This is a genomic window from Lederbergia panacisoli, from assembly GCF_024626525.1.
GTDB lineage: Bacteria > Bacillota > Bacilli > Bacillales > Bacillaceae_C > Lederbergia > Lederbergia panacisoli.
The window spans coordinates 324,417-339,707 of record NZ_JANJGU010000003.1 but is presented as its reverse complement, the minus strand read 5'-3'; the positions used below and the strand labels follow the sequence as shown (position 1 = coordinate 339,707).

9 protein-coding genes are annotated in these 15,291 nt (G+C 36.6%); 3 read left to right on the top strand and 6 right to left on the bottom strand.

Features of this window, described 5'->3' with window-relative positions:
* Positions 1-164: 164 nt before the first annotated feature.
* From NQ185_RS07205 to NQ185_RS07180, 6 genes are all read right to left on the bottom strand, one after another.
* Positions 165-3,668 (bottom strand): CDP-glycerol glycerophosphotransferase family protein, encoded by a 3,504-nt coding sequence (locus NQ185_RS07205; RefSeq protein ID WP_257580950.1) that lies wholly within the window; start codon positions 3,666-3,668, stop codon positions 165-167.
* 1,083 nt (positions 3,669-4,751) lie between these two features.
* Entirely contained in the window at positions 4,752-7,109 is a 2,358-nt protein-coding gene (locus NQ185_RS07200) for an SH3 domain-containing protein (protein ID WP_257580949.1), read from the bottom strand.
* Positions 7,110-7,343: 234 nt separating this feature from the next.
* Positions 7,344-8,420, bottom strand: coding sequence for a CDP-glycerol glycerophosphotransferase family protein (locus NQ185_RS07195; RefSeq protein WP_257580948.1), 1,077 nt, complete (start codon positions 8,418-8,420; stop codon positions 7,344-7,346).
* A gap of 68 nt (positions 8,421-8,488) precedes the next feature.
* Positions 8,489-9,757 carry a CDP-glycerol glycerophosphotransferase family protein gene (locus tag NQ185_RS07190; protein ID WP_257580947.1) on the bottom strand — a complete coding sequence of 423 codons (1,269 nt, stop codon included), beginning with the start codon at positions 9,755-9,757 and terminating at the stop codon, positions 8,489-8,491.
* A 3-nt stretch (positions 9,758-9,760) separates the two neighbouring features.
* A complete protein-coding gene (locus NQ185_RS07185) occupies positions 9,761-10,501 on the bottom strand; it encodes an SDR family oxidoreductase (protein WP_257580946.1) in 741 nt (246 codons plus the stop codon).
* A 2-nt stretch (positions 10,502-10,503) separates the two neighbouring features.
* Positions 10,504-11,190 carry an IspD/TarI family cytidylyltransferase gene (locus tag NQ185_RS07180; RefSeq protein ID WP_257580945.1) on the bottom strand — a complete coding sequence of 229 codons (687 nt, stop codon included), beginning with the start codon at positions 11,188-11,190 and terminating at the stop codon, positions 10,504-10,506.
* Between the two features lie 189 nt (positions 11,191-11,379).
* Here NQ185_RS07180 and NQ185_RS07175 point away from each other — a divergent pair, with 189 nt between their 5' ends.
* The 3 genes from NQ185_RS07175 to NQ185_RS07165 all read left to right on the top strand — a co-directional run bounded on the left by NQ185_RS07175 (position 11,380) and on the right by NQ185_RS07165 (position 15,279).
* Positions 11,380-14,490, top strand: a complete 3,111-nt coding sequence (locus tag NQ185_RS07175) for a S8 family serine peptidase (RefSeq protein WP_257580944.1) — start codon at positions 11,380-11,382, stop codon at positions 14,488-14,490.
* A gap of 153 nt (positions 14,491-14,643) precedes the next feature.
* Positions 14,644-14,946, top strand: a complete 303-nt coding sequence (locus NQ185_RS07170; RefSeq protein WP_257580943.1) for a hypothetical protein — start codon at positions 14,644-14,646, stop codon at positions 14,944-14,946.
* A gap of 39 nt (positions 14,947-14,985) precedes the next feature.
* Positions 14,986-15,279 carry an SH3 domain-containing protein gene (locus NQ185_RS07165; protein ID WP_257580942.1) on the top strand — a complete coding sequence of 98 codons (294 nt, stop codon included), beginning with the start codon at positions 14,986-14,988 and terminating at the stop codon, positions 15,277-15,279.
* The last annotated feature ends 12 nt before the right edge of the window (positions 15,280-15,291 follow it).

Here is a 15,291-nt window from a genome sequence, read left to right as displayed (position 1 = left end):
TTATAAATCCTATTATTTCCGGGGAAATTTCACCAATACCTCTCAAGTTATCTCTAATTCCTCTCTTTTTCTCATCAATTAAGCCTAGACTTTCGACAATTTCTTCTTGAGTACCACCAATTCCATCTCATTTTTCATCAATTGTCTCATCGTTCTAGCCGAACTTACTTCAACGGCCGATAAAACGACTCCATCGCCATTTCGTTATAGTATTTATAATCGAACGGTTCAATGATATGTTCTTTCTTCACCATTCGATCCATTCCTTTTTCCAAGCCTTCGATACTATTCTCCACTAGCAAGCCATATTTCCCATCTTCCAACACGGTCCGATTGGCGACAATGTCTGTTGCGATAATGTTCATTCCGAGTGTCATTGCTTCTAGCAAGACCATTGGCTGACCCTCGTAATGTGAAGACAACACGAAGCAATCACATTTTTTTAAAAAAGTAAAAGGATTTTCGACTTGGCCGAGTAGAAAAACAGAATCCATTAGTTTTAGCTCTTTTATTAAGGTTTGAAGCTGATTTTTTAAAGCGCCATCTCCTAAAATATAGAGCTTACTGTTAGGGTGCTTTACGTGGAAACGCGCAAATGCATTAATCAAATTATCCTGGCCTTTTTCTGGTGACAGCCTGCCCATCGTGACAAAATTGAGGGTTTCGTTGCTCGGCTCCGGAATATATTGACCATCGACTTCCATGCCCAGCACACGCAACGCTTTGTTGTTCACCCAGCCAAGTGACGGGATTCGAGAATACGTTCCTTTTAAGGTAGTTGCTTCTCGATCAATCGAAACGATGCCGCTGTCGACTTTTTCAACTTTCTCCGCTCCTTCAAGTCCAAATGGCTTTGTCCAAATCGAATATTTCTCACCTAACTCCAATTGTGCTCTCCTCGATACCTGAATTTCCTTAATCAGTGTCGCTTCTTTTAACATCTCAAACGCTTTGGAATCAAGCCAACCAATTTTTTTACCATCATGATAAAATAAAAAGCTGTGTCCAAATCTTGTTTTGATCGCTGCTTTAATTGTGACAATCTCGCCTTCCAGCCATTTAGCCGGCGCCATTTCCTTTGCATTCCAATGTGGATAAGCATGTGTATAAATGAGGTGATTTTCAGGATGTGCGATTTTCGCATAAATTGGCCTAATGATTTTCGCCTCACCCAACGTTCGATTACCTATGTTTTTAACCAAGTTCTTTTTCCAGCGATAATTTCTCGTTTTCAGTAATTTCTTTTTTATGGCATCCGTATCCAAAATTTGCAGCGCGAAGTTGCTAATCCAGCCAAGAACCGTGCCATTGATGGAAATTCGACTATACATCCCTCGTGGGGTTTCAGCTTCCTTATCAATATCAACAATCACATCTTTATAATCCGCGCTTCCTGAAACTTTTTCCGCTCCTTCGACCTTATAAGGCTTCGACCAAATTTGATGTCCTTTTGGATTCGTAAGCTTTGCCACTTTTTTAACGTCTTTTTCGGTCATGATGCTATCCGGTAGCAACTCGACTGAATCAGCCTCAATCCAGCCAATCACTTGATTGTTATAACTAAACTTATAATATGTATCGGCTTTTCTCGTAATCATAATTTCTGCGTTTTTAAAATTAGACCCTAATTTAAACTCACTGGCACCATCATTAAAAGGCGGGAGATTCCAAGCTTTTTGTGCATCTTTTATAACCGCTCTCGATCTAAAATTTTCAACGACTGGTGTTTCGTCCACGACTGCAATCTCTACTTCACTCTGTAGAATCCTCTCTGGATTAATTGAATTCAGTACGTAGTCAAACTTATCCTCATCCACAAATTTGGACAAGTTTGCCTTGTTAATTTCCATCGTCCCCTTCGACACGCTGACGAGCTTATCAAATTGATCATAAACCGAAAAGAGCCCCCGTAAATTAATGCGATGCGGTCTTTTCCCATTAACTACTTTCTCACTATCCGAAAGCATATCCGTATGCATAAAACATACTTTCTTTTTCGCATTTGCCACCATGATATATTTTGCCCAAAGTAGGCTATAGCCGCTGAAATCAATGGCATAATCAAATGTCGACTTGCCAAACAATCGCTCATGTTCCCTTATAAAAATATGTTCCGGGTATAACTTTTGCGCCAAATGCCCATTCCTGCCGCGGTTATGAATAAATTTATCCCGGTAATGTTCTGTTATTTTGTACACAGAGTGGCCACCTTTAAAGAGAAGGCGAACATTTTTATTCATTTTTTCAACGTTTTTTAAAAACTCTTCATCATTTGCAGTTGGAAGAAAACATGTGACATCATATGTATTGTAATCAATATTATTTGTTAAGTTGATAAATGAAGTAGTAATCCCGTTATTTTTCATTCCTCCAGGGTAAATTAATATTCTTTCCTTAGAGGAATCAAGGTTGGTAATCGTATTTAGGTTTTCACCCGACTTTTTAAAAATAAAGTTCACGATTCTTTCTGTGACATGGCCATCATCATGATTAGTGAATCTCTTTTTCATGGTTTCGTATTTTTCACGATAGACCGCTTGAACATTTTCAATGTCGCGAATAGCCTCAACCAACTCGATCGCATTAAAAAGCAGCGGTCCTGGAAGCTCATCGTTTTTTAAATACTGCCCTCTTTCCTCGTTATACACATCGAGATCCCATGTGTAGAAAAGAATTGGTTTATTAGTGACAAGGAAGTCGAAAAAAATGCTGGAATAATCGGTTATTAGGAGATCAATTGCTGAAAGCAACTCGTTTGTATCCACAAAATCCGGAACAAGTCTATTGCTCAGGTCAGGATGATGGACTGCCTGCTTATATAAATAAGGGTGAACTTTTACTAAAATATTGTACTTATCGCCAACTTTTTGCTGTAAATCATTCATATCTACGATGATATGATGAACATCATTATTAACTTTCGCGACATTCGTCCCTTTCCATGTGGGCGCATATAAAATGGTTTGCTTCTGATCATTGAGCTGCAAACCGAACGACCGTAATCGCTGTTTCATGTCATTCGAATCTGTATTCAACGTTAAATCAATCCGAGGATACCCTTCTTCAATGATCGTCCCCGAATAAATGCCATCTAATTTATAACTGTTTTTGAATATATTCGTCGTATGAGAATTCGGACTTAAGATAAAATCTGCACTCAGAAAATTGCGCAGAACATTTTGCGTCCCTGTAGGATTGCCCGGAATGTCAAAACCCATATTTTTAAGAGGCGTCCCATGCCACGTATTAATATAGACCTGGTCTTTCTTCGGAATCACAAAGTTTTGAAACGTCGAGTTGTTAATGAGATATTCACAAGTCGCCAAACATTTAAGATACTCCGTCGAATTCCGCTTAACAAATTTAACGTTATAGTAGTTTACATATTTCAAAATGTTTGTCGGAACCACATCTAAATCTTGCACTGACCAAATATGAATATACTCACTGAATTCAGGATTCCCCACCATATACTTAAACATCGCATACGGACTATCCGTCATACTATTCCCATCACGTGATTCGTACAAAATCGTTTTCTTCTTTACACGACACCTTTGATAAAACTTCGCATACTGCTGAACCCGCCTGTGACTCTCATAAAACACATAATTAGTAATCGGATCCATCACAAACTTAAACCTACGCTTCAGTACCTTCCTATTCATCTCCGTCGTAACCCCTTTGGATGCTTCAATTGTTTATGATTTGTGTGAGAATTGTTTGAGAATTGTATGAGTGCCTGGCACTCAAACAACTTCAGAACAATTCAGAATTGTGTGGGTGCCTGGCACTCTGGAATATAGTAGGAGTATTGCCGAAAAGGAGAGGAAATATGAAAATACTTTAATGATTAGGGTCTTGGCTGAAGTTGCTTCAATTAATTGGTGAAAGTTGAAGGAGGATTGGTGATTTTCCCGGTGTGGATTGGTGATGGTTTTGAATGAATTGATGAGAGCTGATCAGGAATTGATGATAGTTTCGAGTTAATTGATGAAAATCTAACGCTAATTGATGAAAATGCATTATATCCAGGTTAAAAGAAGATATTTTTAATGAAAAATGTCGCGGGCACGCGACTTTTAACCTTTCTACTGGGGATGTTGGGGTAAATGATTTATGAATATGTATTGGTGAAATTCGAAAGTTAATTGGTGAAAGTTTTGAATTAATTGTTGGAATTCGAAATGGAATTGATGAGTTTCTAGCTAGAATTGGTGATAGTTTCAATTGTATTGATGAAAATCGAACGCTAATTGATGAAAATACATTAGATCCAGGTTAAAAGAAAATATTTTTAATGAAAAATGTCGCGGGCACGCGACTTTTAACCTTTTTATTTTACTGGGGATGTAGGGAATAAATGATATATGAATATGTATTGATGAAATTCGAAAATTAATTGGTGAAAGTTTTGAATTGATTGTTGGATTTCGAATTGGAATTGATGAGTTTCTAGCTTGAATTGGTGATAGTTTCGAGTTAATTGATGAAAATCGAACGCTAATTGATGAAAATACATTATATCCAGGTTAAAAGAAGATATTTTTAATGAAAATGTCGCGGGCACGCGACTTTTAACCTTTGTATTGATGAAAACCAAACAGATATTGATGTTATTTTTAAATTAACTGATGAAAGTACGTGAAACGAAACGATAAAATTACCCCTAGAATAAGTTGAAGGGGATAAATTAACATAAAAAAATCTGCCACTGTTTCAGCGGCAGATTTGCTAAAAATATAATTTATTTATTTTAGTTCTCTTGTAACATAGGAGCTGCTGACCCAGCCAGTTTTTCCATCCGATAGTTTGATTTGATACCATGTTTTGGTGCTATCCATCTTCAGGGTTCCGTCTTTGTTCAGAACAATAGAAACATAGTCGTTAAATCCAAGTTGCCCTATTGGTGCTTTACTAGTGCTTGCTTCAGGTCGAATATTTAATCCATCGGTATTCACTCTGCCGAGGTTTTGGACTGTAAAATAGCTTTTATAGACATCGAATTTGATGCTATTTGTCCAGTATACTTTGCCTCCGTAATTGAGCTTTACCCAATAGTCATTTGTTTTTTCGAGAACGGTGAATGTTTTTCCTTTTACAATGCTGCCCGCATTATCGCTTCCACCTTTTTGGCTTCTCAAATATAAGGTGCTATTCGCTGTTGCTATTATATCAGTTGGAAATACATCACTTCCTGCAGGTGTACCTGGGCGTGCTGGGACTGTTGTATTTGCAGCAGCCTTGTCATAGTAAGCCTTACTATAAGGCAGGATTTTTTCCATATGACTCGCTATTTTTTGTCCCCACTTCTCATCAGTCGCATAGTAAAAATTCATTCCTTCGCTGATACCATCAGCTCTGACATTACCTAGCGTTTTTGAGCTAAATCCTAAGTGGTAACCTTTGAATTTCCAATTAGCAGGATTGAGATAAGTCGATTTCATTTCACTAGCAATAAAGTCTATGCCTGAATTGATCGTTGGAAATCGGTATGCACCTACATAAGGTGTTGCATCAAATGCTCCAAATCCGAAGAAATTGTATTTCCCAAATGACAGGCTCGACGTTCCATATGCACTCTCATGAATGGCGTGGGCTGCTAGATACAGGGCATTCACTCCGTATTTTTTTGCCGAATCAATGAATACTTGTCCTTTTCCATTTAAAACACTTTTTTTCTTAGACAGATTTTCATAATTAGCAATATAATTATTAATTTGCGCCGCGGTTACAGGCGATGGTGTGCGCAAATCAATAAATTGGTAGCCTGTGCGCCCGTTCATTGGATCGCCCGTTTTGACTTCTTGCAAATAAGACCCTGAAACATAGCCGGTTTTTCCGTTATATTTCACTTTATACCAATTATTAGATGTTTTATGGGTCGGGATTACAATGTTATTTTTCGGGATTGTTAAAATTGGATCGTAAGTAGTATCAGCAGTTTTTCTTAAGTTTAAATCTGCTTTCACCCAATACGTTTTCTCAGGTATTGCCTCTTCTTTGATTTTTTCTGTAGGAGGATCTTCCTTAGGCGGTTCCACTTTTGGCGGATCTTCCTTAGGCGGTTCTACCTTTGGCGGATCTTCCTTTGGCACCTCTACTTTAGGAGGCTCTTCCTTCGGTGGTTCCACTGCAGGCTGCTCTTCCTTCTTCACTTCTTTTACTTTAGTACCTAGAATATACCCCGTTTTTCCATCGTACTTAATCTTGAACCATCCATTAGATGTTTTGTGCGTTGGGGTCACGTTTATACCTTTTGGAATAGAGGCAAGCGTCTTTGAAGAACTATGCGCATATTGTTTTAAGTCAGACTTAGCTGTTGTGTTGTATGTTGCTTTACTCATTTTTTCTTCTGCTGGGCTAACAAACTTCACAAAATTCCCTATCGCAATATAGCCGGTTTTTCCGCTAAACTTTATCTTATACCAATTACCGATTCGTTGTGTTGATGTAACTAATGAACCTTTTGGGATTTTAATAAGTTTTGTGGAAGTAGTGCTATATGAAGAATAAAGATTCGTGTCATTCTTCGCTAAATACTTCGTTTGTGAAAAGGTTTTAGATGTAACTTTTTTCACATCAGCACTTGAAACATAATAATTCTTTCCGCTGACAGATACTCTATACCATGTTTTCCCAATGCTGTTCACAACTTTTTGCGTAGAGTATGCAACATTCCCTTTCGCAATCTTGCTGACTACTTTTTTCTTTGTATCTGCTGTAGAACGAAGATTCGCAGTCTTCGAAGCTTCATAATATGTTTTGCTCGTTTTCGTATATTGATAATATTCTTTTACGTAATTCTTATGGACCCAGCCAGTTTTTGTTACATTTTTCCCATTCGATTTATACGTATAGGACACCTTATAACGATCACCATTTATTGCTGTCGCAGTAACCTTTTTCCCCTTAGGAATCGTCAAGATTACTCGATCATTCGCCTTAGTGCCACTTCGTAAATTTAAATTATCTGTCGTTTGAAAAGTGGTTTTAGTGATTTTTTGCGTTTTACTTGCTGCTTCTGCTGGCATATTTGAAAATGGAGACAGAGTTGCACATGTTAGTAAAATTGCTGTCAATAAAAATAGTTTCTTCATCAGCTTCATCGGTTCACGCTCCATTAGTTTACTAGATTTATAGCTTCTTATTACATCTATCGTCAGAATATGATTGGATTCAATAAGTCAAAAGTCATTCTTATACTAATCTTCCTTTCTTACATTGATAACTATTATTTTACTAGATTTTCCGACCTTTTTGTTGGTTTTTTTGGAAAAAAATAATAGGACTGCCACAAAAAGTCAATTCCACCGAATTTTTGTAACAATCCCTTCAAATTCTTATTTAAATATATGTTCAACAATCCTCTCAGTCGCTTTCCCATCCTGATAATCAAAAAAACGATCCCTAAAGGCAGAAATTCTCTCATCATTAAAAGAACCTGCATTAATCAATTGCACAAGGGAATTCGTATCTGTCGCCATCGGCCCCGGAATCACATCCTCATATTGATAATAAAAATCCCTGCTCCTAATATAATCCTCCAAATCATATGGATAAAAAATCATTTGACGGCTTAATAAACTAAAATCAAAGAAAACTGTTGAATAATCCGTAATTAAAATATCTGTGATTGCTAACAGTTCTTCAATGACAAAGGCATCTTTGATTTGGTAAGCAAATTTACCTTCCAATTGCAAATCCGCCTGCATATACGGGTGCAGATGAATGAGCAGCGCATATTCATCTTCCAAGTTACCCGCCAATTTTTCCAAATCAAACGGCAATTTAAATTCGTCTTGATCGTGGCTCTTCCCCCGAAATGTCGGAGCATATAAAATGATCTTTTTTCTATGAAGCTTAGGAAATGCAATATAAAATCGGGATCTTATATCATCAATTGCTTCCTCTGAAAAAAAGTAATCTGTACGCGGTACTCCAAATGGAAAAATATTCTCTGACGGCATATCAAAAGCCTCTGAAAAATAAGGGATGACCTCTGACGAACTGACATACACCTTCGAATAATTCCCATGGATTTTGATATGCTTTAAATATTCTTCACTTGGTCCGAATGGCTTCCCGACTGTGCTTAAGCCGAACTTTTTCAACGCCCCGGCACTATGCCACAGTTGAATAATATCCATTCCCTTCCGCGGATGAATCGCATAAATCGGAAAATAATAGTCGTCCACAATGAAGTAGCGCGATGTTGCTAAATGATAGCATGCCGGGATCATATGGAATATATATTGGATTTTTCCCATCACCGTACTATTGAATTTCTTAAATAGCAGCTCCCTTTTATATTCGGGATATTTCTCGATCATTCTTTCATAAATAAAAGCCAAATTATCTTTCAACACATTCGACCGATACGAAGCAAACGTCACTTTATATGGATCGAGTTTAAACATTATGCAAAAGAATCCATAGAAAGCTCTTAATATGTATTTTACGATGATAGTAGGTATTAGCCTCATAATTACCTACCTTTCACTTTTAGTATATTCGTATATATATAATCGATTTGCTTCTGAAGTACTTCCTGCTGATTTCCTTTAGAATAAAATATATCGAGTACTCTTTTTCGATCTTCCTTGTAAAGAGCGGGAGTTTCCATCGACCTTTCAAGTTCTCCTAAGAATTCATTAAAATGATATACTTTTGGGCCTGGCGTCACATCAAAATAGTTAAAATACATTTCATTGGATTTCTGTAAATAAAGCTCTAAATCATAGCAATAAAATAATACCGGTCGATCTAATAATAAGAAATCAGTGTAGCAGCTCGAGTAATCCGTCAACAATATATCGGTGTACTTCAGCAATAACTGTGGATCATAAGAGGCTTCACTAATATCAACGATTCGCTCATAAATCATCGGAACTTGACCGCTGCTATACATATGGCGCTTAACGAGAAATGTATAACCCTTTTCCCTACACAATTCATTCAATATTTGAAAATCAAATACGAGATTAATATCCCTTTCTAACTTTCCAAAATTCCGATGTGTCGGCATATACAAAATGATTTTTTCATTTCTAATCCACTCTGGAATCCACTCATCTTCTTCTGTCTCTTTGAAAAACACATCATTTCGAACTTGTCCCAGTTCCAAGACATTAGCTTTCGGGACTAAAAAAGTTTCAGGGTAGTAGGAAGAAACGGTTTCACTTGTAGACACCATATAATTCTTTTTAGCTAAATTTGTTTTGACGACAAATTCCCCAAAAAAACGCCTAATTGGATTGGGATCATGGAGGACCTTATAAGAGAAAGTATTTTTATTCGCCCCCCACACCTTTTTCAAACCGACACCATGCCATGTATTATACGAAATCGCACCTCCTAAAAAGGATTTACTAAAGTCATCGTTGATTGAATGCGAATGGATAACCAGCTTCGCCCGTAATTGATAGTAAATCCCTTTTAATGAATGATGTTTATGTGCATGAAAACCTTGCCTTAATAAATATGCTATCACTTTATTATTTTTAGAAATCCATACACATTTAATGTCTGGATTTTTCGTCATCTCTAAAAATAAATATTTCGTATTTCCCCTAAACCCTTGTCCATTTTCGCCGCCGAAGATAACAAGTTTACGAGATTTGGGCACCAACTTTGATAACAGATGGACCATTACGACAAGCGTTCTTTTACCAATAAGTTTCGATTTTTTTAGCAAAGGTCGATTGACCGAGAGCAATATAAGAATAAGTAGGATGATTTGTACTGTCTCTATCATAAATTACCGCCTCAATACGCTAGATTCCTTTTTTCTCGCAACTTTCACTTGCTTCCTTACAACGATATTTTGTCCGTCCAAGCAAACTTCATCGTCCGATAACAATTGATTTACGACCTCCCCAACTTGCTCCGGCTGCATAATGGTGCTCGGATCCTCATCAGGAGCTAAAACTTTCCGCAGTTCCGTAGCACATCTTCCCGGAGAAATGCAATATACTAAAATTCCATATTCGGAAAGCTCAGCTGACAATGTTTGCGACATATTTATAATTGCCGCCTTCGATGAAGCATATGATAACCAGCCTGGACGCGCTGAACTTCCGGCGGTCGAAGCAACATTCAATATTTGTCCACCTGTTTTTTTCATAAACTTAACGGCTTCCTTCGTAATATTAAAAATAGAATGGACATTAATGCTATACGTTTTCTCCCAATCTTCTATGGACGTTTCAAGAAGTGATTTGGGATTGGCATAGCCAGCAACATTAATCAGCATATCAATCGTTCCATATTTATCGCCTATTTCTTGTATGACCCCAGCTACCTCTTTGTACTGTGTAAGATCAAGCGCAAACGCTTCAATATTTTTTGATGTATTCATTAACATTGCTGTTTCTTCTAACCCTGTCTCTGTTCTCGACATTAATATAAAATTCGTAATGTCATCTCGATTACTCAAAGATATTGCGATGGCTCTCCCTATTCCACGACTTGCACCCGTGATAATACAAGTTTTTGACATGATCAATCCTCCATTAAGATAGATTCTTTGTATATCGCTTCTGCAATTTTTCGATCAATAGGTTTCGTAATTTTTATATTTACCTCACTGCCTTTTAATATCGTAATGTCTGATTTAAAATAATGAAAAAATAGACTTGCATCCTCCGTGAACTCTAGCTTGTCCTCGCGGGCGCATTCGTGGGCATATAAAAGCTTTTTCCGCTGAAATTTATGTGGCAGCTGGACATTCACTAGCCGGTCCCGCTCCAAGTTTTTTTCAACAAACGCTCTGCCTTCTAATACCGTGAAAGGAATATCTAAACCGAATATAGCGTTTTCACTATCCTCTTGAATAAGTTGTTTGAATTCATCCTTTGATGCAAAAGGACGAACCGCCTCATGAATAATCACATGTTCAAATGCTGCTTCCAACAAACCTTTATAAACAGATTCCTGCCGTGAACTTCCACCCTCAATACAACTGATTGGGGTAGAAAATCCATAATCATTAATAATCTCTTGTGTTTTGCTTATAAACTCGCTGGGACAAGGGATAATGATTTCTTTTATTTCATCAATCAAATCTATTTTTTCCAGTACATGAATAAAAATGGGCTTACCGGCAAGCAGCAAAAACTGCTTAGGGATATTCAACTGCATTCGTTTTCCGATTCCACCGGACAACAAGATTAAACTGTAACTTGACATAACTCCCCTCCTGTTCAGTTCCCAAGAATAAAATAATTATAGCACCAGAAAATGCGCGAAAATTGGCATGCGTACGACAGAAGATGACTCTATAATCTTTGCTTGTCTATATTTGCGATATTTTCTATATATTTCCTTATGAAAAGAGATTAAAATAGAAGTATTGATTAAATAGAGAGAAGGTAGTTTATGAGGCTAAGAGTTTCGATATTTTCAATCGTATTCGTTGCTTTTTTTATGTTCTTTTCAGTAGCATCTGCTGAAGAACTTGACGTTGAACCAAAAATTTCAAAGTTTAGCACAGAAAGTATTTTTGATGAGAATAGGGAGTACAACAAAGATGAACTAGTGATTAAATTCAAATCTTCAATCACTCCATCAAAAAAGCAAAAAATCCTTCAAACGTTTAAAGGAACGGAGACATCCATTCTTCCGGGAGGAACTTTTTCGCTCGTTACATTTAAAGATGACCGCGATTTAATCAAAATTGCGGAAGATTTACTTACATATAAAGAAGTTGAATTTGTTGAACCAAATTACAAGGTGGAATCAGAATACACACCAAGTGATCCTGGCTATAAAAATCAGTGGTATTTGAAGAAAATCCAAATGCCGAAAGCATGGGATATTACAAAAGGATCGTCCCAAGTTAAGGTCGCAGTCATTGATGCCGGTGTTCAAACAAGTCATCCCGATTTAAAAGGGAAGATTGTCTCACCGTACAATGCAGTCACAGGCGGAAAAACCTTTACCGCTCATCCACATGGCACACATGTAGCAGGCATAATCGCCGCTTCCATGAATAAAGCAGGTGTTGCGGGAATTGCACCAAATGTTAAAATAATGCCGATTAATGTTTTCTATGGTGAAAGAGCCGATATGTATGACGTAGCAGTAGCTCTTGTATATGCTGCAGATAAAGGCGCCGACGTAGTCAATATGAGTCTTGGCGGAGAAGCGTATAGCTACATATTGGATTACGCTGCAGAATACGCGAAGAGTTCAGGTGTCGTCCTTATTGCAGCAGCAGGGAATAGCAGCACTTCCAGGTACACGTATCCAGCTGCCTTATCATCTGTTTTAGGAGTCAGTGCAACTGATAAAAATGACGGATTTACAAATTTCTCAAATTACGGATATTATATAGACCTTGCCGCTCCGGGGCAGGATATCTATTCAACCATTAACGGCAGCTCCTATCAAAATATGAATGGAACATCTATGGCTTCGCCTGTAGTTTCAGGAGTAGCGGCCTTAATTTTATCTAAAAATCCGTTATTGACCGCAGACCAAGTAATAAATATTTTAACAACCTCTTCAAAAGATTTAGGTTCTAAAGGCTGGGATTATTATTACGGCTATGGGCGTGTCGATGCATACAAAGCACTGCAAAAAACGCCTGCCCCGATCTCGAGCATTAAATTAAATACGAATTTTACGGTTGATAGTAAAAAGAAAAATACCATTTCTTTCTCTGTCCATAAGGGTGCTAAACTATCTCTTTACATTCAAGATTCCAAAGGAAAAACAGTTAAAACATTAGTAAAGTCGAAAGTTTGGAATAAAACAAAAGTATCCACATCTTGGGATGGAAAACTAGCTAGTGGCATTTACGCACCATCAGGCAAGTATAAGGTAGTAGCCAAATTATCGAATGGTAAAAAAACGGTCAGTAAAACTAAAGAAATTAAAATCACTAATAAAATTAAAATTACTGTAAAAATGAATTCATCCGCTTCCTTTTCACCTAAAGTGAAAAAGTTATCACTTTCTTATAATTTAAATAAGCCTGGGAAAGTGACAGCAAAAATATACGACAATAAAAACAAGCTTGTTAAAACACTTGTAAACAATAAATCTACCAGCGTTGGCAATAAAAAACTCACTTGGGATGGAAAAAATAGCAAAGGTAAGTTAGTGAAGGACGGAACTTACAAGCTCGTAGTTTCAGCGATTGATTCTGGAAAGGTCAAATCGAAAAATTCGACGATGTCCATAAAGGTTGATACCGTGAAGCCAACAGCCAAGATTTCATTATCGTCATCAACTTATAAACTAGACGGCAAATCAAAATCAGTTTCAAAAGTTACAGTAAAAGAAAAGGTAAGTATGACGGCTTATGTTGTTACCGAAAAAGGCAGCAAAATCAAAAAGTTGACCAGCAACAAATCCTACAACAAAGGAACCATTACTTTAAATTGGAATGGTAAAAATGATAAAGGGAATTATGTTGCGGAAGGAAAGTACTATATTCTAGTCGAGGTTAAGGATGCTGTCGGCAACAAGTTATCAAGCAAGACGAAAAAATTCACGTTGCAGAATTGGATCAAACCAACGATTCAGGCGACAAAAGATCTCGTTTATAAGGCATCCGGAAATGCAACCTATAATTATAAAATTAGTAAAGCCGGTAAAGTTACTGTGCAAATATTCAAAGATGGAAAAGTCGTAAGAACAGTACAATCCGGAGTTTCTAAAGCAGCTGGTACACAGAAATTTGTGTTTGATGGTAAAGACGCATCCGGAAAAGTATTGGCCGATGGAAAATATCAATATAAAATTACCGTAGTCGATAAGTACAAGCTTTCAGGCTCTTATACAGGTAATCTAATCGTAGCATTAACGAAGGTTTCTATCGAATATCCAAAAACAGTCGAGTATAATGATAGTTATTATGCAGAAATTGCTAGTGAAGTATTTTATAAATTGTCACAATCAGCAACGGTCACGATTGAAATCTTTGATAGTTACGATGATAAAGTAAAAACAATCGTGAAAAACTCTTCCCGAAAAGCAGGAATTAATTCTTTTAAATGGGATGGACGTGACGATAATGGATATTATACATATGACGATTCCTATGTATATGTCCTTAAAGCCGCTAATGCTGGTGGTACGGTAACGACCGTAAAGGGTAAGATTACAAATGATGAAGACCCAACTTGGCTATTATCCCACATTCCTTCATTCACTCCATCGAATGAATATTACTGGGAAAACACAGCTTTAATTCTTGAAATTACTCTAAAAGAAGAAGTAGATTTACACCTTTTTGTTTACGATAGTTATTACAGTGAAACATTGCTAGATACCAAAACCTACAAATTAACAAAAGGCACAAATAAAATAAGTTACCAAAAGGTTAGTACAGATGATTTATACTATATTCTTCAATATAAAGATAAATTAGGAAATAAATATCATTATGGGCTTGATGAATATTATAGTAGTTATTCAATGAACAGTAATAAACAGTCAGCCGAGGAAAGTCAACCCATCATTAAAAAACGTTTGAAATAAAAGAAAATCCGAATTTTGGACTGGGTCTAAAATTCGGATTTTTTATTTCTTTTTTCTATTATCCTCTTAAATAACACACAAAATTCTATATACCTATTATGCAAAAAGAACTAATATGATAAAGGTTACCTTTTTCTAACAGGGGGAGATTCAATGATAAAATCATCACTTAAAAAGAATGGGGTTGCCAAAGCAAGCAAGAATATAGCCATCAAACAATCAGCTTCTGCGAAAGGAAAAACATTTGCCTCATTGCTCAAGGGACAAACTGTCTACGTTGATTCTTTGAAAGGTGATTATTATAAAATACAAGTAGGACAGAGGATCGGCTATATTAATAAAAACGATGCAGTGTTGCAGTTCAGCAAAGAAATAAAGTATTTTGAAACGAAAAAATCCAACATAGCCATTTATAAGAAAACAAAAGGAAAATATATTAAAATGGGAACTTTATAGAAAGGCCAAGTATTTCCTAGATTAAAAGAAAATTCAACGATGCATGAGGTATTATTCGGAGCATCAAAAGCCTATGTAAAGAAACAATCCACCGCTCCTATTTTAAGTGCTAACATACCAGAAACAACTAATAAGGATTTGCCAATAGGAAAAATAAAACTTTCCAACGAGGTTCAAATATATTCAAAGAAATCAAATAATGAAGCATTTCGTCTAGCAACTATTCATAAAGGTGAAACATTAAGCTATCTTTCTAAATCGGGTGAATGGTATAAAGTAAATATTTCTGGACGAGTAGGGTATGTGAATGGAAATGAATTGGAGTTAGAGTAACAAATTTATTAA

Bases quoted from the DNA above. Each gene is read 5' to 3' on its own strand.
- NQ185_RS07200 (WP_257580949.1), bottom strand. From the start codon at position 7,109: ATGAAGCTGATGAAGAAACTATTTTTATTGACAGCAATTTTACTAACA.
- NQ185_RS07170 (WP_257580943.1), top strand. From the start codon at position 14,644: ATGATAAAATCATCACTTAAAAAGAATGGGGTTGCCAAAGCAAGCAAG.
- NQ185_RS07180 (WP_257580945.1), bottom strand. From the start codon at position 11,190: ATGTCAAGTTACAGTTTAATCTTGTTGTCCGGTGGAATCGGAAAACGA.
- NQ185_RS07205 (WP_257580950.1), bottom strand. From the start codon at position 3,668: ATGAATAGGAAGGTACTGAAGCGTAGGTTTAAGTTTGTGATGGATCCG.
- NQ185_RS07190 (WP_257580947.1), bottom strand. From the start codon at position 9,757: ATGATAGAGACAGTACAAATCATCCTACTTATTCTTATATTGCTCTCG.
- NQ185_RS07165 (WP_257580942.1), top strand. From the start codon at position 14,986: ATGCATGAGGTATTATTCGGAGCATCAAAAGCCTATGTAAAGAAACAA.
- NQ185_RS07195 (WP_257580948.1), bottom strand. From the start codon at position 8,420: ATGTTTAAACTCGATCCATATAAAGTGACGTTTGCTTCGTATCGGTCG.
- NQ185_RS07185 (WP_257580946.1), bottom strand. From the start codon at position 10,501: ATGTCAAAAACTTGTATTATCACGGGTGCAAGTCGTGGAATAGGGAGA.
- NQ185_RS07175 (WP_257580944.1), top strand. From the start codon at position 11,380: ATGAGGCTAAGAGTTTCGATATTTTCAATCGTATTCGTTGCTTTTTTT.